This window comes from Streptomyces sp. NPDC022910 (assembly GCF_055561075.1).
This window is the reverse complement of record NZ_JBVHHL010000005.1, coordinates 217,146-235,143: the sequence shown is the minus strand read 5'-3', so window position 1 is coordinate 235,143 and position 17,998 is coordinate 217,146. Positions and strand designations below refer to the sequence as shown.

General features: G+C 70.1%; 16 protein-coding genes. 10 read left to right on the top strand and 6 right to left on the bottom strand.

The window, feature by feature from the left end; translation table 11 throughout:
- Positions 1–2 precede the first annotated feature (2 nt).
- The 4 genes from ACZ3TS_RS07345 to ACZ3TS_RS07330 form a co-directional block, all read right to left on the bottom strand.
- The gene (locus ACZ3TS_RS07345) at positions 3–1,238 is read right to left on the bottom strand and encodes a glycoside hydrolase family 113 (RefSeq protein WP_467614427.1); all 1,236 of its coding nucleotides are present in this window, start codon (positions 1,236–1,238) and stop codon (positions 3–5) included.
- A 21-nt stretch (positions 1,239–1,259) separates the two neighbouring features.
- Entirely contained in the window at positions 1,260–2,711 is a 1,452-nt protein-coding gene (locus ACZ3TS_RS07340) for a glycosyltransferase family 2 protein (protein ID WP_467614424.1), read from the bottom strand.
- 246 nt (positions 2,712–2,957) lie between these two features.
- Positions 2,958–4,349 (bottom strand): glycoside hydrolase family 26 protein, encoded by a 1,392-nt coding sequence (locus ACZ3TS_RS07335; RefSeq protein WP_467614423.1) that lies wholly within the window; start codon positions 4,347–4,349, stop codon positions 2,958–2,960.
- Positions 4,350–4,429: 80 nt separating this feature from the next.
- Positions 4,430–5,305, bottom strand: a complete 876-nt coding sequence (locus tag ACZ3TS_RS07330; protein WP_467614420.1) for a hypothetical protein — start codon at positions 5,303–5,305, stop codon at positions 4,430–4,432.
- A gap of 346 nt (positions 5,306–5,651) precedes the next feature.
- Here ACZ3TS_RS07330 and rplM point away from each other — a divergent pair, with 346 nt between their 5' ends.
- The 3 genes from rplM to glmM all read left to right on the top strand — a co-directional run bounded on the left by rplM (position 5,652) and on the right by glmM (position 8,265).
- On the top strand, positions 5,652–6,095 hold the full coding sequence (gene rplM, locus ACZ3TS_RS07325) for a 50S ribosomal protein L13 (protein WP_146463583.1): 444 nt from the start codon (positions 5,652–5,654) through the stop codon (positions 6,093–6,095).
- 42 nt (positions 6,096–6,137) lie between these two features.
- A complete protein-coding gene (rpsI, locus tag ACZ3TS_RS07320; RefSeq protein ID WP_467614417.1) occupies positions 6,138–6,650 on the top strand; it encodes a 30S ribosomal protein S9 in 513 nt (170 codons plus the stop codon).
- A gap of 256 nt (positions 6,651–6,906) precedes the next feature.
- A complete protein-coding gene (glmM, locus tag ACZ3TS_RS07315; RefSeq protein ID WP_467614414.1) occupies positions 6,907–8,265 on the top strand; it encodes a phosphoglucosamine mutase in 1,359 nt (452 codons plus the stop codon).
- Here the strand turns inward: glmM and ACZ3TS_RS07310 are convergent.
- Both ACZ3TS_RS07310 and coaA read right to left on the bottom strand, forming a co-directional pair.
- The gene (locus tag ACZ3TS_RS07310; protein WP_467614412.1) at positions 8,262–9,209 is read right to left on the bottom strand and encodes a DUF389 domain-containing protein; all 948 of its coding nucleotides are present in this window, start codon (positions 9,207–9,209) and stop codon (positions 8,262–8,264) included. The two genes, glmM and ACZ3TS_RS07310, sit on opposite strands and share 4 nt — an antisense overlap.
- A gap of 34 nt (positions 9,210–9,243) precedes the next feature.
- Positions 9,244–10,212: a type I pantothenate kinase gene (coaA, locus tag ACZ3TS_RS07305; RefSeq protein WP_467614410.1), complete on the bottom strand. Its 969-nt coding sequence runs from the start codon at positions 10,210–10,212 to the stop codon at positions 9,244–9,246.
- A gap of 301 nt (positions 10,213–10,513) precedes the next feature.
- Here coaA and glmS point away from each other — a divergent pair, with 301 nt between their 5' ends.
- The 7 genes from glmS (at position 10,514) to tsaE (ending at position 17,941) form a co-directional block, all read left to right on the top strand.
- Positions 10,514–12,361 (top strand): glutamine--fructose-6-phosphate transaminase (isomerizing), encoded by a 1,848-nt coding sequence (gene glmS, locus ACZ3TS_RS07300; protein ID WP_467614408.1) that lies wholly within the window; start codon positions 10,514–10,516, stop codon positions 12,359–12,361.
- Between the two features lie 3 nt (positions 12,362–12,364).
- A complete protein-coding gene (locus ACZ3TS_RS07295) occupies positions 12,365–12,661 on the top strand; it encodes a hypothetical protein (protein ID WP_467614406.1) in 297 nt (98 codons plus the stop codon).
- A 62-nt stretch (positions 12,662–12,723) separates the two neighbouring features.
- The gene (locus ACZ3TS_RS07290; RefSeq protein ID WP_467614405.1) at positions 12,724–13,095 is read left to right on the top strand and encodes a holo-ACP synthase; all 372 of its coding nucleotides are present in this window, start codon (positions 12,724–12,726) and stop codon (positions 13,093–13,095) included.
- 92 nt (positions 13,096–13,187) lie between these two features.
- Positions 13,188–14,633 carry an NAD(P)H-hydrate dehydratase gene (locus ACZ3TS_RS07285; protein WP_467614402.1) on the top strand — a complete coding sequence of 482 codons (1,446 nt, stop codon included), beginning with the start codon at positions 13,188–13,190 and terminating at the stop codon, positions 14,631–14,633.
- A 335-nt stretch (positions 14,634–14,968) separates the two neighbouring features.
- Positions 14,969–16,144, top strand: a complete 1,176-nt coding sequence (gene alr / locus ACZ3TS_RS07280; protein WP_467614399.1) for an alanine racemase — start codon at positions 14,969–14,971, stop codon at positions 16,142–16,144.
- Positions 16,145–16,212: 68 nt separating this feature from the next.
- Complete coding sequence (locus tag ACZ3TS_RS07275) at positions 16,213–17,442, top strand: alpha/beta fold hydrolase (protein ID WP_467614398.1); 1,230 nt, start codon at positions 16,213–16,215, stop codon at positions 17,440–17,442.
- Positions 17,411–17,941: a tRNA (adenosine(37)-N6)-threonylcarbamoyltransferase complex ATPase subunit type 1 TsaE gene (gene tsaE / locus ACZ3TS_RS07270; RefSeq protein ID WP_467614396.1), complete on the top strand. Its 531-nt coding sequence runs from the start codon at positions 17,411–17,413 to the stop codon at positions 17,939–17,941. Before ACZ3TS_RS07275 ends, tsaE begins: the two co-directional genes overlap by 32 nt.
- The last annotated feature ends 57 nt before the right edge of the window (positions 17,942–17,998 follow it).

The window sequence follows — 17,998 nt, the reverse complement described above, 5'->3', positions numbered from 1 at the left end:
GGTCAGCTAGCGGTGTCGGTCCCAGGGCCTGCGTAGTCAGAGGTGAAACAGGACTTGATGGCCTTCTCGGAGAGGGGGCGTCCGGCGAAGTCGAGCCGGGAGGCAACCTTGTCGTCGGGCTTGGTGTTCGGGTCGTCGTCGAAGTAGATCGACCACCAGTAGACGCCGGACATCTTTCGTTCCTGGACGACCTTGCAGACCGCGGTGTACCAGTTGGCCTGCACTCGGGCGTTGACGGCGCGCTTGGTGTAGAAGTCGCCGGGTGCCCGGTACGCGCCGTTCATGGCGCCGATGCCTGCCTCGGCAATAGTGATCTTGGGGAGGGGGCCGGTGGCCTTCTTGTCCAGCCAGTCGTTCCAGCCGTCGACCAGGGTCTGCACCGAGGCGTTGTCCGGGACCTTGACGGGGAAGTAGGCGTCGACTCCGAGGCTGGTGACGGGCATGTCGACCGGGCCGCTGACGTAGGCGTCCCAGTTCGAGTCGTAGGCGACGTCGCCCGAGAACAGCTTCTCGGCCCGGTTCACGAGCCTTTCCCAGCGGGCGTCCCCCTCCATGGAGTTCAGCTCTGTGCCGATGACGAAGGTGGCCGCCTTCTGGGAGTTCGCCGCCTTCAGATACGGAGTCATGAATTTCTCGTACGAGGTGAACCAGGCCGTACGGTCGGTCGGCCGGATGTTGCCGCGCCAGTCTCCATCGGCGACGTCGAGGGACGTCTCGTCCAGCAGGGGCCGTACCGTGGTGCGCAGTCCAGCCTTGTGGAAGATCTCCAAGACGTCGGCAAGCCGCTCGGGGGTGGGGGTCTTGCTGCTCGCGCTGATATTCGTCGAGCCACGGCCACCGGTGATGAACGGGAAGGACACGCTGACTGAGTTGGCGTGCAGGCCGACCAGGTAGTTCGCTTGCAGCCGGGCCTGCTTCTCGACGTACTCGAGGGTGTGCTTGGCGTTGTCCTCCCAGTAGAGCTGGACGCCCCACTGCGGCATGCCCTTCTTCCACTCCTTGTCCACCTTGGCGATCTCCGCCGTGGCCGGAGTCGAGGGGCCCGGTGCGGTGGTGTCGTCGTCGGTCGACGAGCCCCCCGACTGTCCTGTGCCCTCGCCGTTGAGTACGAGGCTCGGCACGAGTGAGCCCGACTCCCAGCGCAGCGGATGGTCACCGGCGACGAAGGGCACCGCGATCACGAAGGAGATGACGGATACGGGCAGCACGGCAAGCAGGGGCAAGCGGGCGCGCTTCATGAGGTGTCGATCTCTTCCGGGTCAGGCGGGCTTGGCGATGACGACGAACTTGTTCTCCTCGCGGCGGATGAACTTCCACAGGCCCCTGATGCCGCCGGCCCCTTCGATGAGGGAGAAGTAGGGCAGCATGACCATGACCGCGATGGGCTCCCACCACTTGCGCCTGCCGTTCACCGAGGCGATCGCGTTGAGCCGCAGTCCTTCCCAGTACGCCCAGATCACATAGGCGAAGCTGATCGACCACAGCAGGACGACCGACTGGGTCACGGGCGAGGTGTTCATGTCGCCGATGAACCAGGCCACGAACAGCACGGTGCCGACGTGCTGCAGCGGGCCCAGGATCCAGCTCGTCACACACATGGTCAGGAACCAGCGGTAACGGAGCGGCACCTTGCGGTTGAAGCAGAGGGCGACCAGGCCCCAGGCCCAGCGCTCACGCTGTTTGATGAAGTCCTTGGTGTTGGCCGGCGAGGCGCCGTAGCAGCGGCCGTTGAACCAGTCACTGCGGCCCGGGTAGAGGCGGCAGAAGGTCAGGGCCAGCCGGGCGTCCTCGACGATCTCCCTGGGGCCGAAGTCCCAGCCGATCTCGGCCTCTATGGACGCGCGGATGACGAGGAGTTCGCCGTGCACGCCGGCGGCCGGCGTGCCGAGGCCGGTGAAGGCGCGGAACCGGGCGATGTCGTCGGCGGGGCGGATGGCGTCGGCGAACCAGGTGAGCATGCTCACCGCGTTCTCGCGCGGGTAGGTCAGGATCCCCTGCGCCATGTGCTTGACCTCTTCGGGGGTTGCCCGGCGCTGGCGGTTGATGAACTGGGCGAGGGACGCTGCGGTGTCGGGGCCGACACCCGTGTCGTCGTCCATGTGCAGCACCCAGACGTGTTCGAGGGCCTCGCCCTCCTCGATGCGCAGTTCGTGCGCGTAGTTGTTGGCGCGGGCCTTGAAACGGGTGCCGTTCTTGGTCTGGTAGGCCTTCGGGACCGTGACGACGCGGATCAGCGGGCTGGACGCCGCCAGGTCGTCGATCCGCTCGGCGGCCTCGCAGCCCTCCTCGGTGAGGACATCGACGCGCATGTACGGGAACCACTCCGGGAGGTGTTCCACATAAGAGAGGACGGAGCGTTCCAGGGCGGGGTAGGTGTCGTGCCGGCCGATCGTCGGCACCAGCACGATCAGGAAGTCCTGCAGCACTGGGGCGGGTGGTGTCATCAGATGCGCCTTGCGGACCCGACGGCGGATCAGCAGGAAGCCCTGGAGGGACACGAGGGCGCCCGGTACGGGCAGCGCCCAGGCGATGGTGATCAGCCAGGCCAGCGGCGAGTCGCTCGGTGTGTACGACCAGAGACTGAAGACGAGCAGGACCACCAGCGGAATCAAGAACGGCAGGATGCCCGGCCTCCACGCGGCGGTACGTTTTGCCAGCTTGGCGTTGTGCCGCGAATGCGGCACACCCCCGTCGACCAGTGTCGATGCCATGACGACTGCGGAACTCCCGTGAGATCGGTGGTGCGTTGAGGCAACGACGGATCTCGGTCACGGCACGCGTGCGCACCGTGACGAATGTGTTGTTCCGGGTCCATCCCCTCAACGCCTTCTCTGGCGCCTCGGTCAGCCGCCCCTCAGATGCCCCCCCAGGCGTCCGAAGCACTGACCGAACAGGAGCACGGTCGTCGCATATATGCGCGGTACAAGGAATATGCGTGGGGAACGTGTATTCAAAAGTTAACCAAGGTGACTCTTGTGTAGTGATCTCCAGTCGATGTCTCCGGCTTGTGCGGCACGTCCACCGGTGATCACCCTCGGTGATCCGTAGGTCTGTTTCACATCGGCCGGGGTGTTCTTCCGCAAGGGGGCGGAGATGTTGTCGTACGACAGTGACTGGCCCCACACCGTCCACAGCACCCATGGCGTCCTGGTCAGGGTGTCCGGCTGGGCAGCGTTGAGCGGTACGTGGAAGGACTCGGCGATGATCCGGGGCTTGCCGTACTGCTCCAGGCCGCGGTACCAGACCTCGGTCCAGGCGCCCCCGCCGAAGGGTCGGGCCGGGGTGTCGCTGTAGTCATCGACGCCGACGATGTCGACATAGCGGCCACCGGGGTAGTACGCCCCGGGCGGGCGCCCGTAAGTCCCTTCCCAGGAGTTCGGCGCCCACACGAAGATGAGGTTGTGCAGGCCGCGCTGCTTCACGAGGTAGTCGTACGTCAGCCGCCACAGCTTGCGGAACGCGGCCGGGTCCTGCCCCGCCCACCAGAAACCGTGGCCCGGCGCGGTGTTCATCTCATGGTACGGCCGCAGCAGCACCGGCACCCCGCGCGAGGCGAGGTAGCCGAGGTGGTCCGCGAGATAGCCGAGGTCGTGCAGCAGGGCCCGGTGCTCCGCGGTGCCCTCGGTGACCACCCGGCCGAACCAGCCGCGGTCCTTCGCGCCGGGGGAGTTGCGGTGCAGAGTCTGCGGGAAGCCCTTGACCGGGCTGCCCGGGTAGGGCTGATGGAAGGAGAAGCCGACCAGGCCCGCGGGCCCGCCCCCGTTGTGCGGCAGGGAGACCTCGGTGCCGGAGGCGCACTCCTTGTGCGTGCCCGAGGGCCGGTAGGAACCGTCGGCCGCCCGGGGTAGCCCCGCCCACACGCCGACGGCGAGGTCCACGGCGTCCTCGGCGTACCCCCAGAAGCGACGGCAGGCCGGCCAGGCCTTGGAGTACGAGCGTGCCGTGCCCACCGCCCAGCCCGGCTGTCCGTAGCCGGGACCGAGGTCCAGCTCCACGAAGCCGGGCAGGCGGCCGGTGATGTCACGCGCCTTGCGGTAGTAGTAGCCCGGCTGTTTGGTGCCCCGGTAGTCGCCGTACTCCGGGTTGTACCGCTCGTTGTGCAGCTCCACGTGCTGGCCGATCACCGTACGGCTCGGGCGGCCGTGGCGCGCGTCGTTCTCCAGGCCGGCCAGGACCGCGTACACCCGGCGTGCGGCGGGGGTCGCCCGCGGGTCCCGTTCCCGCAGGTCGGTCGGGACCGCCCGGGGCCCCTGCTCCCTCTTGTCGGGCCAGGCCCACACCGCCAAAGGAGCCGTCAGCGCCGCGCCCACCGCGGCCCCGATCAGCCCGACCCGCCCCCGCAACCGCATGAGCTACGCCGATCCCGTGATCATCCGCACAGCGCTCCGGCGTTCCCCGGCGGGGGTGCGGACGCCTGACGCGAACCGGGTCACTGGGCGGAGGCCGCGGATGCCTGAGCCTCGCCGCGGCGGCGGATCTGGCGGAACGCGAACTCGGCCAGGTCGTCGCCTGCCGTGAAGACCTTCGCGTCCTTGGTCGTCACGTCCTTGCCGTTGGTGAAGCCGGCGAGCGTGAAATAGGCGTACCGGCCGTAGGAGTTGGTGGTGGAGCGGCAGACCGCCGTACGGCAGAACGTGGGCACGCCCTTGCCCACCAGCGACGTGAGGATGCTCTTGCTGTCCGCCTCCTGCTTGGCCTTCGTGGCCTGGGCGGCGGTGTCGAAGAGGGCCACGCCGACCGTCACCGCGACGCCGTCCTTGGTGTAGGTGGCGCGAAACACGCGGGTGCAGTCGTTCTTGGTGAGCACCGCGGGCAGCGTGCCCTGCACGGCCGACGCGCACTTCGTCGTGGAGGCCGAGGGGCCCTTCTTGTAGACGTTCGTGCCCACGGTCAGCTGGGTGCCCGGGAACAATGTGTTCGCGCTGATCGGAGCCGTGTCCTTCTTCGCACTGGAGATGAAGTCCATCGGGTCCAGCGGGGGAGGGGCCGAGGTCGGAGCGAACGACGGGGCGGTGGCGGCGCTCTCGCTGGGGATGTCCGCGGTGCCGGGCAGCGGGCCGGCCGGTTTGTTCGAGGCCTCGGGGCTGCCGTTGGCGGACACCACGGCCACGGCGACGGCGGCGCCTATGGCGACCGTGGCCAGGGCGCCGCCGAGGATGAACAGGAGTCGGCGGCGCTTGTTGCGCGCCTCGGAGGCCTCGGCGAGTGCGGCCCAGTCCGGGGTGCTGCCACGGCTGCCCCACTGCGGTTGCTGGGAACTCGGTTTCCAGGGATCCCACTGGGGCTCCCCCTGCCCATAACTCATGCGGCGCATCTTAGACGGGCCACGGACCGTCCTGTTCGCCTTCGGTGACCACCTCAGGAACAACACAGTGCAAGCAAGGTCAAATGAGTCCGTGCGGCGTTCGAGGGCACCAGCGGCAACGCCTCCGTGGCCCCGTTTTGACCCGTGTGGGCGCCCCCGTTATCCTGGCTGTTCGTTATGTGTATTGGCTTGCTCATTCTCACGTGAGGGGCCCTTACACCGGTCCACCGGGCCGATGACCAGCGACCAGCACGCGGCTTGCGTCACCGCGGTGCGGTCAGGGCTGTCGTGATCGTCTTCGGTGACCTTGTCAGGATCCTCACTGAAGAAGCGAAGGCTACGAACCGTGCGTACGTACAGCCCCAAGCCCGGCGATGTGACGCGTCAGTGGCACGTCATCGACGCTCAGGACGTCGTCCTGGGCCGTCTGGCCACCACCGCCGCCACTCTCCTGCGCGGCAAGCACAAGCCGATCTACGCGCCCCACGTGGACGCCGGCGATTTCGTCATCATCATCAACGCGGACAAGGTCCACCTGTCCGGTAACAAGCGGACCCAGAAGATGGCGTACCGCCACTCCGGCTACCCGGGTGGTCTGCGCTCCGTCCGCTACGACGACCTGCTGGCGAACAACCCCGAGAAGGCCGTCGAGAAGGCCGTCAAGGGCATGCTCCCCAAGAACTCCCTGGGCCGTCAGATGCTCTCGAAGCTGAAGGTCTACAAGGGTGACCAGCACCCGCACGCCGCCCAGCAGCCGGTGCCGTTCGAGATCACCCAGGTCGCGCAGTAAGTCCGGCCACCCCCTAAGACTGAAGAGAATCTGAGGAGAATCGTGGCCGAGACCACTGCCGAGCAGCCGCTCGAAGAGCTTGACATCGACAGCTACACCACGGAGACCGAGGTTCCGGTGGAGGGTGAGTACACCTCCGAGTCCCTCGCCTCCCGCTTCGGTGAGCCCCAGCCGGCCGCCGGCCTGGGCCGCCGGAAGAACGCCATCGCCCGCGTCCGGATCGTTCCGGGCTCCGGCAAGTGGAAGATCAACGGTCGCACCCTCGAGGACTACTTCCCGAACAAGGTGCACCAGCAGGAAGTCAACGAGCCCTTCAAGGTGCTCGAGCTCGAGGGCCGCTACGACGTCATCGCCCGCATCGCCGGTGGCGGTGTCTCCGGTCAGGCCGGTGCGCTCCGTCTCGGTGTCGCCCGCGCGCTGAACGAGGCGGACGTCGACAACAACCGCGGCGCGCTGAAGAAGGCCGGCTTCCTCCGCCGCGACGACCGTGCGGTCGAGCGGAAGAAGGCCGGTCTGAAGAAGGCCCGCAAGGCTCCGCAGTACAGCAAGCGCTAACCGCGTCCGCTGGTCGCGGCAGGCGTCCTACCGCCTGCAGCGCGCACGCATCGCCCCGGCAGCACGCTCTGTGCCGCCGGGGCGGTTCGTTTACGGGGGAGGTTGCTTATCACCGGCTTATGGAGCAATCCCGGCAGGCGCGGGACAGCTCCGTGGGATAAGCCTCAAGACGGGGCGAGGGGATGTACGTATCCCGGCCCTGTCTGGAAACTCGGCATGAGCCGCACATTCGCAGCAAGGTTCGGAGGACACCACAGTGGGACGACTCTTCGGCACGGACGGCGTGCGCGGTGTCGCCAACGCGGACTTGACGGCCGAGATGGCGCTCGGTCTCTCCGTGGCGGCGGCGCACGTACTCGCCGAGGCGGGCACGTTCGAGGGCCACAAGCCGACGGCGGTGGTCGGACGGGACCCGCGCGCGTCCGGGGAGTTCCTGGAGGCCGCTGTGGTCGCCGGGCTGGCCAGCGCGGGCGTGGACGTGCTGCGTGTCGGTGTGCTGCCCACTCCGGCCGTCGCGTACCTGACGGGCGCGCTCGGTGCCGACCTGGGCGTGATGCTCTCCGCCAGCCACAACGCCATGCCCGACAACGGCATCAAGTTCTTCGCCCGCGGCGGGCACAAGCTCGCCGACGAGCTGGAGGACAAGATCGAGGCCGTGTACGAGGAGCACCGCACCGGCGCGCCCTGGGACCGGCCCACCGGCGCCGGGGTCGGCCGTGTGAAGTCGTACGACGAGGGCTTCGACCAGTACGTCGCCCATCTCCTGGACGTCCTCCCGAACCGGCTGGACGGGCTCAAGGTGGTCCTCGACGAGGCGCACGGCGCCGCCTCCCGGGTCTCGCCCGAGGCGTTCGCGCGGGCGGGCGCCGAGATCGTCACGATCGGCGCGGAGCCCGACGGGCTCAACATCAACGACGGCTGCGGCTCCACCCATCTGGACCAGCTGAAAGCCGCCGTCGTCGAGCACGGCGCCGACCTCGGCATCGCACACGACGGTGACGCCGACCGCTGTCTCGCCGTGGACCACGCGGGCGAGGAGGTGGACGGCGACCAGATCCTGGCCGTGCTCGCGCTGGCGATGCGGGAGCGTTCCGCACTGCGCTCCGGCACCGTCGTCGCGACGGTCATGTCCAATCTGGGTTTCAAGCTGGCCATGGAGCGCGAGGGCATCGAGCTCGTGCAGACCGCGGTCGGTGACCGGTATGTGCTGGAGGAGATGAAGGAGAAGGGCTACGCGCTCGGCGGCGAGCAGTCCGGCCACGTCATCATTCTCGACCACGCCACCACCGGCGACGGCACGCTGACCGGTCTGATGCTGGCCGCGCGGATCGCGCAGACCGGCCGTACGCTGCGGGACCTCGCGTCCGTGATGGAGCGGCTGCCGCAGGTCCTCGTCAACGTCCCGGACGTCGACAAGTCCCGGGTCGCGACGTCCGCGGACCTCGCCACCGCCGTCACCGAGGCCGAGCGGGAACTCGGGTCCACCGGGCGCGTGCTGTTGCGTCCGTCGGGCACGGAGCCGCTCGTACGGGTCATGGTCGAGGCCTCCGACATCGATCAGGCGCGGTCCGTTGCCGGCCGGCTCGCGGACGCGGTGAAGTCGGCGCTCGGCTAGAACTGCCCCGCTTGGGAAGTATGTGCGCGCTGTCTGGCCCAGAGCCGCTTCTGGGCCAGCAGGGTGAGCGTGCCGGCGAGCACGATGCCCAGCAGGTTCAGCAGGAGCTGCACGCTGGAGCCCCAAGCCTGGCTGTAGTCGTCGAACGCGAAGGCCACGGCCGCGTTCGACGCCGCCGGGACCGTGGTGACCGAGATCGCGACGCCGACCAGCGCGCCCGACTTCGCTGACGTCAGCGAGAGCGTGCCGGCGATACCGGCGAGGACCGCGACGACGAACGAGAACGCGTCCGGCCGGTAGATGAAGTTGGTGTTGGGCCGCTCGGCGTCCAGCTTGACCCGGCTGAACAGGTCCACGGCGTCCATGAAGTACGTGAACCCGACCGTCACCAGCATGGCCACCGCGAAACCGACCAGCAGCGCGATCAGCGAACGGGCGGCCAGCCGTGGCGCCCGCCGCACCAGCGCCGTGCTGATCCCCGCCAGCGGGCCGAACTCCGGGCCCACCGCCATCGCGCCCACGATCAGGATCGCGTTGTCGAGGACGACACCGCAGGCCGCGATCATCGTGGCGAGGGTGAGGAAGGCGACGTAGGTGATCGAGAGCGTCGACTCCTCGTGCGTCGCGTCCGCGAGGTGCTCCCACAGGACCGCGTCGGCCCCCTCGCCCGGTGCCTCCGCCTCGGCCTTCTCGGCGCGTCTGGAGAGCGACAGGTCGATGTTCTCGACGGCGATCGAGCCGGTCCGGTCCAGCCCCGACGCCCGCAGGGCGCCGATGAGTTCGTCGGCCGCCTCACGCGCGACGTCGCACATCACGACATCCCCGGCCGGATTGCGGGCGGCGCCCGGTATCACGACGAGATGCGTGGTGCCGACCGTCTTCTCGATCAGACGCACCACGTCCTCGGTCTTTTCCGCCGGGACGATCAGACGCAGATGCAGCATGACGCCTTTTTAACAGCCGCTGACGACCACGGGTTCAGAGTTTGCGCAGGCTCAGTCGCTGCACCTTGTGGTCCGGGCCCTTGCGCAGCACCAGGGTGGCGCGGCCGCGGGTCGGGGCGATGTTCTCCACGAGGTTCGGCTTGTTGATGGTCCGCCAGGTCGTGCCGGCGTAGTCGAGGGCCTCATCCTCGGAGACCTGGGTGTACTTGCGGAAGTACGAGGACGGGTCCTGGAAGGCGGTCTGACGCAGTTTCCGGAACCGGTTGAGGTACCAGTTCTCGATGTCCTCGGTGCGGGCGTCGACGTACACGCTGAAGTCGAAGTAGTCCGCGAGGGCCACGCGGGTGCGGCCGTCCTTGCCGGGGAGGGCGGGCTGGAGGACGTTCAGGCCCTCCACGATGAGGATGTCCGGGCGGCGGACGGTCAGCTTCTGGCCGGGGACGATGTCGTAGATCAGGTGGGAGTAGACGGGGGCCGTCACCTCGTCCTTGCCGGCCTTGATGTCGGCGACGAAACGGGTCAGCGCGCGGCGGTCGTACGACTCGGGGAAGCCTTTGCGCGACATCAGCCCGCGGGCCTGAAGTTCCTTGGTGGGCAGCAGGAAGCCGTCCGTGGTCACCAGCTCCACGCGCGGGTGTTCCGGCCACCGGGAGAGGAGGGCCTGGAGGAGGCGGGCGACGGTCGACTTGCCGACGGCAACCGAACCCGCGACACCTATGACGAACGGGGTGCCCGACTGGGAGCCCTGCTCGCCGAGGAAGGTGTTCAGGGCGCCGCGCAGGCCGTCTGTCGCGCCCACGTAGAGGTTGAGCAGCCGGGACAGCGGGAGGTAGATGTCCCGAACCTCGTCGAGGTCGATCACATCGCCCAGACCGCGCAGCTTCTCGACCTCTTCGGCGCTCAGCGGCAGCGGCGTCTTGTCGCGCAGCGCGCTCCACTCGGCACGGGTGAGGTCGACGTAGGGAGTCGCCTCCGGCTTGGGCCGGTGGGCGCTCCGGGGCATCGAGGAGACCGGAGAGATCACAGTCCATTGTTAACGGAGTTTGAACTGGATGGCGGGTGGGGTCCGTCACGCCCCAGCACCGAGGCGGAGGGGAGCGGATCTGGAATGTGTGGCGGAGCCGGGCATTGCGGTCAGGACGGGCAAGGGGCAGCCGATCGCGATGTGATCCGCGCTGTAGCCGAACCTCTGGCCGATCGCCTTGTGGCGAATGACGCGCGGGCGTTCGTACCCCAGTGGGAATTTCCGATTTCGGGCAGGTTCCGGGAGGTCCGGGCGCCTGTCGGACCGTAGGCTGCGGCACATGTGCGGAATCGTGGGATACGTGGGACCGCAGTCGGCGCTCGACGTCGTTGTGGCGGGACTGAAGCGGCTGGAGTACCGGGGCTACGACTCTGCGGGCGTCGCGGTGCTGGCGGACGGGGGTCTGGCCGCCGCCAAGAAGGCCGGGAAGCTGGTCAACCTGGAGAAGGAGCTGGGCAGCCGGCCGTTGCCGAGCGGTACCACGGCCATCGGGCACACCCGCTGGGCCACGCACGGCGCTCCGACCGACGCCAACGCGCATCCGCACCTCGACAACGCGGGCCGCGTCGCCGTCGTCCACAACGGGATCATCGAGAACTTCGCGCTGCTGCGGGCCGAGCTGGAGGAGCGGGGCCACACGCTCGACTCCGAGACGGACACCGAGGTCGTCTCGCATCTGCTCGCCGAGGAGTTCTCCGCGACCGCGGACCTCGCCGAGGCGATGCGGCTGGTGTGCCGGCGGCTCGAGGGCGCGTTCACGCTGGTCGCTGTGCACGCCGACGAGCCGGACATGGTCGTGGGCGCGCGGCGGAACTCGCCGCTCGTGGTGGGCGTCGGCGAGGGCGAGGCCTTCCTCGCCTCGGACGTGGCGGCGTTCATCGCCCACACCCGTTCGGCGATCGAACTGGGCCAGGACCAGGTGGTGGAGCTGCGCCGGGACGGGGTGACGGTCACCGGCTTCGACGGTCGGCCTGCCGACGTCCGCTCCTACCACGTCGACTGGGACGCCTCGGCCGCCGAGAAGGGCGGCTACGACTACTTCATGCTCAAGGAGATCGCCGAGCAGCCCAAGGCCGTCGCCGACACGCTGCTCGGGCGCATCGACGCGTACGGCTCGCTGCGGCTCGACGAGTTGCGGATGTCGGCCGCCGAGCTGCGCGAGGTCGACAAGATCGTGGTCGTGGCGTGCGGCACGGCCTTCCACGCAGGGATGATCGCCAAGTACGCCATCGAACACTGGACGCGGATCCCGTGCGAGGTGGAGCTGGCCAGCGAGTTCCGCTACCGGGACCCGATCCTCGACCCGCGCACGCTGGTCATCGCCATCTCCCAGTCCGGCGAGACCATGGACACGCTGATGGCCCTCAGGCACGCCCGCGAACAGGGCTCCAAGGTGCTCGCGATCTGTAACACCAATGGATCGACGATCCCCCGGGAGTCGGACGCCGTGCTGTACACGCACGCCGGCCCGGAGGTCGCGGTCGCCTCGACCAAGGCGTTCCTGACCCAGCTCGTCGCCTGTTACCTGGTGGCCCTGTACCTGGGCCAGGTGCGCGGTACCAAGTGGGGCGACGAGATCCACGTCGTCATCCGCGACCTGTCTCACATCTCCCGCGAGGTCGAGCGCGTCCTGGAGACCATGGAGCCGGTACGGAAGCTCGCCCGCTCCCTCGCCGGCAAGAACACCGTGCTGTTCCTGGGGCGGCACGTGGGCTATCCGGTGGCCCTGGAAGGCGCCCTCAAGCTCAAGGAGTTGGCCTACATGCACGCCGAGGGCTTCGCGGCGGGCGAGCTGAAGCATGGGCCGATCGCGCTGATCGAGGAGGACCTGCCGGTCGTCGTGGTGGTGCCCTCGCCGCGCGGGCGCTCGATCCTGCACGACAAGATCGTCTCCAACATCCAGGAGATCCGGGCGAGGGGTGCGCGCACCATCGTCATCGCGGAGGAGGGCGACGAGACGGTGGTCCCGTACGCCGACCATCTGATCCGCATCCCGGCGACGCCGACGCTGCTCCAGCCGCTCGTGGCGACCGTTCCACTCCAGGTCTTCGCCTGCGAGCTGGCGACGGCGCGGGGGAACGAGGTGGATCAGCCGCGGAACCTGGCGAAGTCGGTCACGGTGGAGTGAGCCTTGGTCATCACTTACTTCCCGGGCGGGGACACCGTCTTCGAGGAGGCGTACCTGGACGGCAAGGCTGAAGGCAAAGCTGAAGGCGAGGCCGAGGGCGAGACAAAGGGTGAGGGCAAAGGCGTCCTGCGCGTCCTGGAAGTGCGCGGCCTCCCCGTCTCCGACGCCGTACGTGAGCGCATCACCAGCTGCACCGACCTTGCCCGCCTCGACGACCGGCTTGACCGGGCCGGCACGGTCGAGCGGGCCGAGGATCTGTCCGGCGAGGACCCGAAGCCTCCTGAGTCCGGCCTGGGTTGACCGACTCCACGCACCGCTGATCGGTCGGACGCAGGCCGCCACCCAGACCATAAGGTGCCCGTATGAGCATCATCGGAGTCGGGATCGACGTGGCCGAGATCGACCGCTTCCGGGCGTCGCTGGAGCGCACACCCGGGCTGGCCTATCGGCTCTTTCTGGACAGGGAGTTGCTGCTGCCGAGCGGGGAGCGGCGCGGTATCGCCTCGCTGGCCGCCCGGTTCGCGGCCAAGGAAGCGGTGGCCAAGGCCCTGGGCGCGCCGGGCGGGTTGCACTGGACCGACGCCGAGGTCTACGTGGAGGACAGCGGACAGCCGCGGTTGCGCGTGACGGGCACGGTCGCGGTCCGCGCCGCCGAACTCGGCGTCAAGTCCTGGCATGTGTCGCTCAGCCATGACGCGGGCGTGGCCTCGGCGGTGGTCGTGGCGGAGGGGTAGGGGTACCGCCTAAGGACCGCCTCGGGACGGCTTCCGGTCGAGCGGCCGTGGTTCGACGGCGGTTCGCGCGGCCGTGAGGGAGACTCGGCGGTATGCGTACTGCGTACAGCGTGGAGACGGTGAGGGCGGCCGAGCGTTCGCTCATGGCACGGCTTCCGGACGGGGCGCTGATGCAGCGCGCCGCCGCCGGACTGGCCGCGGCCTGTGCGGACTTGCTCGGCCGGGTGTACGGCAGCCGGGTCGTGCTGCTGGTCGGCAGCGGCGACAACGGCGGCGACACCCTGTACGCCGGGGCACGGCTGGCCCGGCGCGGGGCGGGCGTCACGGCGGTGCTGCTCTCGCCCGAACGCACTCACGAAGGCGGCCTCACGGCCCTGCTGAGGGTGGGCGGCTCGGCCGTACCCGGCGGCCCGGAGTCCTCGGGTGCCGTCGAAGAGTCGATCCGCCGGGCAGACCTCGTCATCGACGGGATCGTCGGAATCGGCGGCAAGGGCGGCCTGCGGCCGGACGCCGCGGGACTCGCCGCGCTCGTCGAGCAGTCTCGTGCGGTTGTGGTCGCCGTCGACCTGCCGAGCGGTGTCGAGGCCGACACCGGCGAGGTGCGGGGCCCGGCCGTACGGGCCGATCTGACCGTGACCTTCGGCACCCACAAGCCGGCGCTGCTCATCGATCCCGCGAGGGAGTACGCCGGCTCCGTACGCCTGGTCGACATCGGACTCGAGTTGCCCGAGGAGGCCGAACTCGAGGCGCTGCAGCACGCGGACGTGGCGGCGCTGCTGCCGGTGCCGAAGGCAGAGAGCGACAAGTACCGGCGGGGGGTGGTCGGGATCGCCGCCGGGTCCGTTCGCTACCCCGGGGCGGCCGTGCTCGCGGTGGCGGGGGCGCTGCGGGGCGGGGCCGGGGCCGTGCGGTACGTGGGCCCCGCCGGGGCCGCGGTGATCGCGCGCTTCCCTGAGACCCTGGTCTCCGACCGGGGGCCCGCGAAGGCCGGGCGGGTGCAGGCGTGGGTCGTGGGGCCCGGCGCCGGCGACGACGCGGCGACCGTGGCCGAGGTGCTGGAGGCGGACGTGCCCGTGCTCGTCGACGCGGACGGACTGCGGCTGGCCGACCGTGACGCCGTACGCGGCCGCGGCGCGCCCACGCTGATGACCCCGCACGCGGGCGAGGCCGCCGCACTGCTCGGGGTGTCACGCGAGGAGGTCGAGGGGGGCAGGCTCGCGGCGGCGCGGGAGTTGGCGGCGCGATACCGGGCGACCGTTCTGCTCAAGGGGTCCACCACCCTGGTGGTGGGCGCCGGGGGCGGGTCGGTGCGGGTGAACGCCACGGGCACGCCCTGGCTGGCGACCGCCGGGAGCGGGGACGTGTTGTCCGGGCTCTCCGGCTCGCTGCTCGCGGCGGGCCTGTCGGTGCTGGACGCGGGGAGCGTGGCGGCGTATCTGCACGGCCTCGCGGGCCGGTACGCGGCGGACGGTGCGCCCGCGGGCGCGCACGACGTGGCGAACGCGATCCCCGAGGCATGGCGGGACGTACGCGGCTGAACGGCCGCGGCGCGCCGCCTTCTTGGTCCGACGGCCGTACGGGCGGCGCTTCGAACGGGGGACCTGCCAGCGCGGCGCCCGAACCTCTCCGGCCCACCGCGTTTCCCTGATCGCGTGACCAGGACACGCAGGACGAAGCCGGGCGCCGCGGTGCCTCTCGTCGTGAGCACGGTTCCGCCCGCGGCGACCGTGGACCATCGACCGGTCACGCGCAGGCTGCGCGCGAAGGCGGGCGACCGCGTGTACGGGTCGGGGCGCGGGCCCGGCACGTGAGAATCCAGGAGCGGGACCGGTGCCGGAGCTACGTCGGAGCCCTCTGAGACACTGGGGGCGCGATGACGAGTTCCGAAACCAGTTCTGAGACAGCACCCCTGCGCGCCCGTGCCGAGGTCGACCTCGCGGCCCTGCGGGCGAACGTCCGTGCCCTGCGCGCCCTCGCGCCCGGTGCGGCCCTGATGGCCGTGGTGAAGTCGGACGCGTACGGACACGGGGCGGTGCCGTGCGCCCGTGCCGCGCTCGAAGCCGGCGCCGAGTGGCTCGGCACGGCCACGCCCGAGGAGGCCTTCGCTCTGCGTGCGGCCGGTCTGCCGGGGCGCGTCCTGTGCTGGCTCTGGACCCCCGGCGGCCCCTGGCGCCGGGCGATCGAGGCGGACGTCGATGTGTCCGTGAGCGGTATGTGGGCGCTCGAGGAGGTGCGTGAGGCGGCCTCCGCCGCGGGCGCGCCGGCCCGCGTCCACCTCAAGGCCGACACCGGCCTGGGGCGGAGCGGCTGCCAGCCCGACGACTGGCCGGAACTCGTCGGCGAGGCCCTGCGCGCCCAGGCGGACGGCCTGGTCACCGTCGTCGGCCTGTGGTCGCACTTCGCCTGCGCCGACGAACCCGGCCACCCCTCGGTGGCGGCGCAACTCGGCCGCTTCCGCGAGATGGTGGCGTACGCCGAGGGGCAGGGCGTACGGCCGGAGGTGCGCCACATCGCCAACTCGCCCGCCACCCTCACCCTGCCCGAGGCCCACTTCGACCTCGTGCGGACGGGAATCGCGATCTACGGCGTCTCGCCGAGCCCCGAACTCGGCACTCCGGCCGACCTCGGGCTGCGCCCGGTGATGACGCTGAAGGCGTCGCTCGCCCTGGTGAAGCAGGTCCCCGGCGGCCATGGGGTCAGCTACGGACACCTGTACACCACTCCCGGCGCCACGACCCTCGGTCTGGTCCCCGTCGGCTACGCGGACGGCATCCCGCGCCACGCCTCCGGCGCCGGTCCGGTTCTGGTCGACGGCAAGCTGCGCACGGTCGCCGGCCGGATCGCCATGGACCAGTTCGTGGTGGACCTGGGCGGGGACGAGCCCCGGCCCGGCACGGAGGCGATCCTCTTCGGCCCGGGCGACCGCGGTGAGCCCACCGCCGAGGACTGGGCGCAGGCGGCCGGAACCATCGCTTACGAAATCGTGACCCGGATCGGATCCCGCGTTCCCCGCGTCTACGTGAATGTGAATGCGGAACAAGATGGGTAACCCACACGGGTGAACCTGGGCAGCCTAGGGCAGGACGAGCGAAGCCCCCGGCAAGGAGGAAGCGGGACGTGAGCGAGAGCAGCGCCGAGGCCGTGGAGGCCGTCGCGGGCGCGACCGCCTCTGCCGTCGGGAGTTGGCGCATGGCCGGTATAGCCGGCGCTGCGATAGGCGTGGTCGCGGCAGGTGCCGCAGCCGGTGTCGCCATAGAGCGGATGACGGTCGGCCGCGGCATGCGCCGCAAGGCCCGGCTCGCCCTCGACTCGGCGGGGCCGTACGGCACTCTGCGCGGCACCCCTGGCAAGGCGTACGCGGACGACGGCACCGAGCTGTACTACGAGGTCGACGACGTCGAGCCCGAGGGCGGCACCGCTCCGCGCCGCCGCCGGCTCTTCGGGCGCAAGGCCCCCGCCCCGGTCACCGTCGTCTTCAGCCACGGCTACTGCCTCAACCAGGACTCCTGGCACTTCCAGCGGGCCGCGCTGCGCGGCGTCGTCCGCACCGTGCACTGGGACCAACGCAGCCACGGCCGCTCCGGGCGCGGAATGGCCCAGGCCGAGGGCACACCCGTCTCCATCGATCAGCTCGGGCGCGACCTCAAGGCCGTCATAGACGCGGCTGTGCCCGAGGGCCCCATGGTGCTCGTCGGCCACTCCATGGGCGGCATGACGGTCATGGCCCTCGCCGACCAGTACCCCGAGCTGATCCGCGACCGGGTCGTCGGCGTCGCGCTTGTCGGCACGTCGTCCGGTCGGCTCGGCGAGGTCAACTTCGGGCTTCCCGTCGCGGGCGTCAACGCCGTGCGGCGCATCCTGCCCGGCGTGCTGAAGGCGCTGGGTCAGCAGGCGGAGCTGGTGGAGAAGGGGCGCAGGGCCACCGCCGACCTGTTCGCGGGGATCATCAAGCGGTACTCGTTCGCCACCGGGGACATCGACCCGGCCGTCGCCCGCTTCGCGGAGCGGATGATCGAGGGCACGCCGATCGACGTGGTCGCCGAGTTCTACCCCGCGTTCACCGACCACGACAAGACACAGGCGCTGGCCCGCTTCGCCGAGCTCCCCGTGCTGGTCCTCGCGGGCATCCAGGACCTGGTCACGCCCAGCGAGCACAGCGAGGCGATCGCCGGTCTGCTGCCGGACGCCGAACTGGTGCTCGTGCCGGACGCCGGGCACCTGGTGATGCTGGAGCACCCCGAGGTCGTCACCGACCGCCTCGCCGACCTCCTGATGCGCGCCGGCGCGGTCCCGGCAGGGGCTACCGTGGGTGGCTATGGAAGCAGCAGCACCGCACAGCCCGGCTGAGGCCCCGACGCCGGGCGTCACCACCGAGTTCACCGTCACCTCCCCCGAACAGATGCAGGAGCTGGGGCGCCGCCTGGCAAAGCTGCTGCGCGCCGGCGACCTCGTGATGCTGAACGGCGAGCTGGGCGCCGGCAAGACCACGCTGACCCGCGGGCTCGGCGAGGGGCTCGGAGTGCGGGGCGCTGTGACCTCACCGACCTTCGTGATCGCCCGTGTGCACCCGTCCCTCGGGGACGGCCCACCGCTGGTCCACGTCGACGCGTACCGCCTGGGCGGCGGCCTCGACGAGATGGAGGACCTCGACCTCGACGTCTCGCTGCCGGAGTCCGTGGTCGTCGTGGAGTGGGGCGAGGGCAAGGTCGAGGACCTCACGGACGACCGGCTCCACGTGGTCATCCACCGTGCCGTCGGGGACACGACCGACGAGGTACGGCACGTTTCCCTGACGGGGGTGGGCCGGCGCTGGTCGACCGTGGATCTGGCCGTGCTGTCTGCCTGAGAGCCGTCACGGGGCTCCGCCCCGAACCCCGGATCATCGCCGTGGATCGCCGTGGGG

Bases quoted from the DNA above. Each gene is read 5' to 3' on its own strand.
- ACZ3TS_RS07345 (WP_467614427.1), bottom strand. From the start codon at position 1,238: ATGAAGCGCGCCCGCTTGCCCCTGCTTGCCGTGCTGCCCGTATCCGTC.
- ACZ3TS_RS07290 (WP_467614405.1), top strand. From the start codon at position 12,724: ATGAGCATCATCGGAGTCGGGATCGACGTGGCCGAGATCGACCGCTTC.
- glmS (WP_467614408.1), top strand. From the start codon at position 10,514: ATGTGCGGAATCGTGGGATACGTGGGACCGCAGTCGGCGCTCGACGTC.
- ACZ3TS_RS07310 (WP_467614412.1), bottom strand. From the start codon at position 9,209: ATGCTGCATCTGCGTCTGATCGTCCCGGCGGAAAAGACCGAGGACGTG.
- coaA (WP_467614410.1), bottom strand. From the start codon at position 10,212: ATGCCCCGGAGCGCCCACCGGCCCAAGCCGGAGGCGACTCCCTACGTC.
- alr (WP_467614399.1), top strand. From the start codon at position 14,969: ATGACGAGTTCCGAAACCAGTTCTGAGACAGCACCCCTGCGCGCCCGT.
- ACZ3TS_RS07340 (WP_467614424.1), bottom strand. From the start codon at position 2,711: ATGGCATCGACACTGGTCGACGGGGGTGTGCCGCATTCGCGGCACAAC.
- ACZ3TS_RS07330 (WP_467614420.1), bottom strand. From the start codon at position 5,305: ATGAGTTATGGGCAGGGGGAGCCCCAGTGGGATCCCTGGAAACCGAGT.
- tsaE (WP_467614396.1), top strand. From the start codon at position 17,411: ATGGAAGCAGCAGCACCGCACAGCCCGGCTGAGGCCCCGACGCCGGGC.
- ACZ3TS_RS07335 (WP_467614423.1), bottom strand. From the start codon at position 4,349: ATGCGGTTGCGGGGGCGGGTCGGGCTGATCGGGGCCGCGGTGGGCGCG.
- ACZ3TS_RS07285 (WP_467614402.1), top strand. From the start codon at position 13,188: ATGCGTACTGCGTACAGCGTGGAGACGGTGAGGGCGGCCGAGCGTTCG.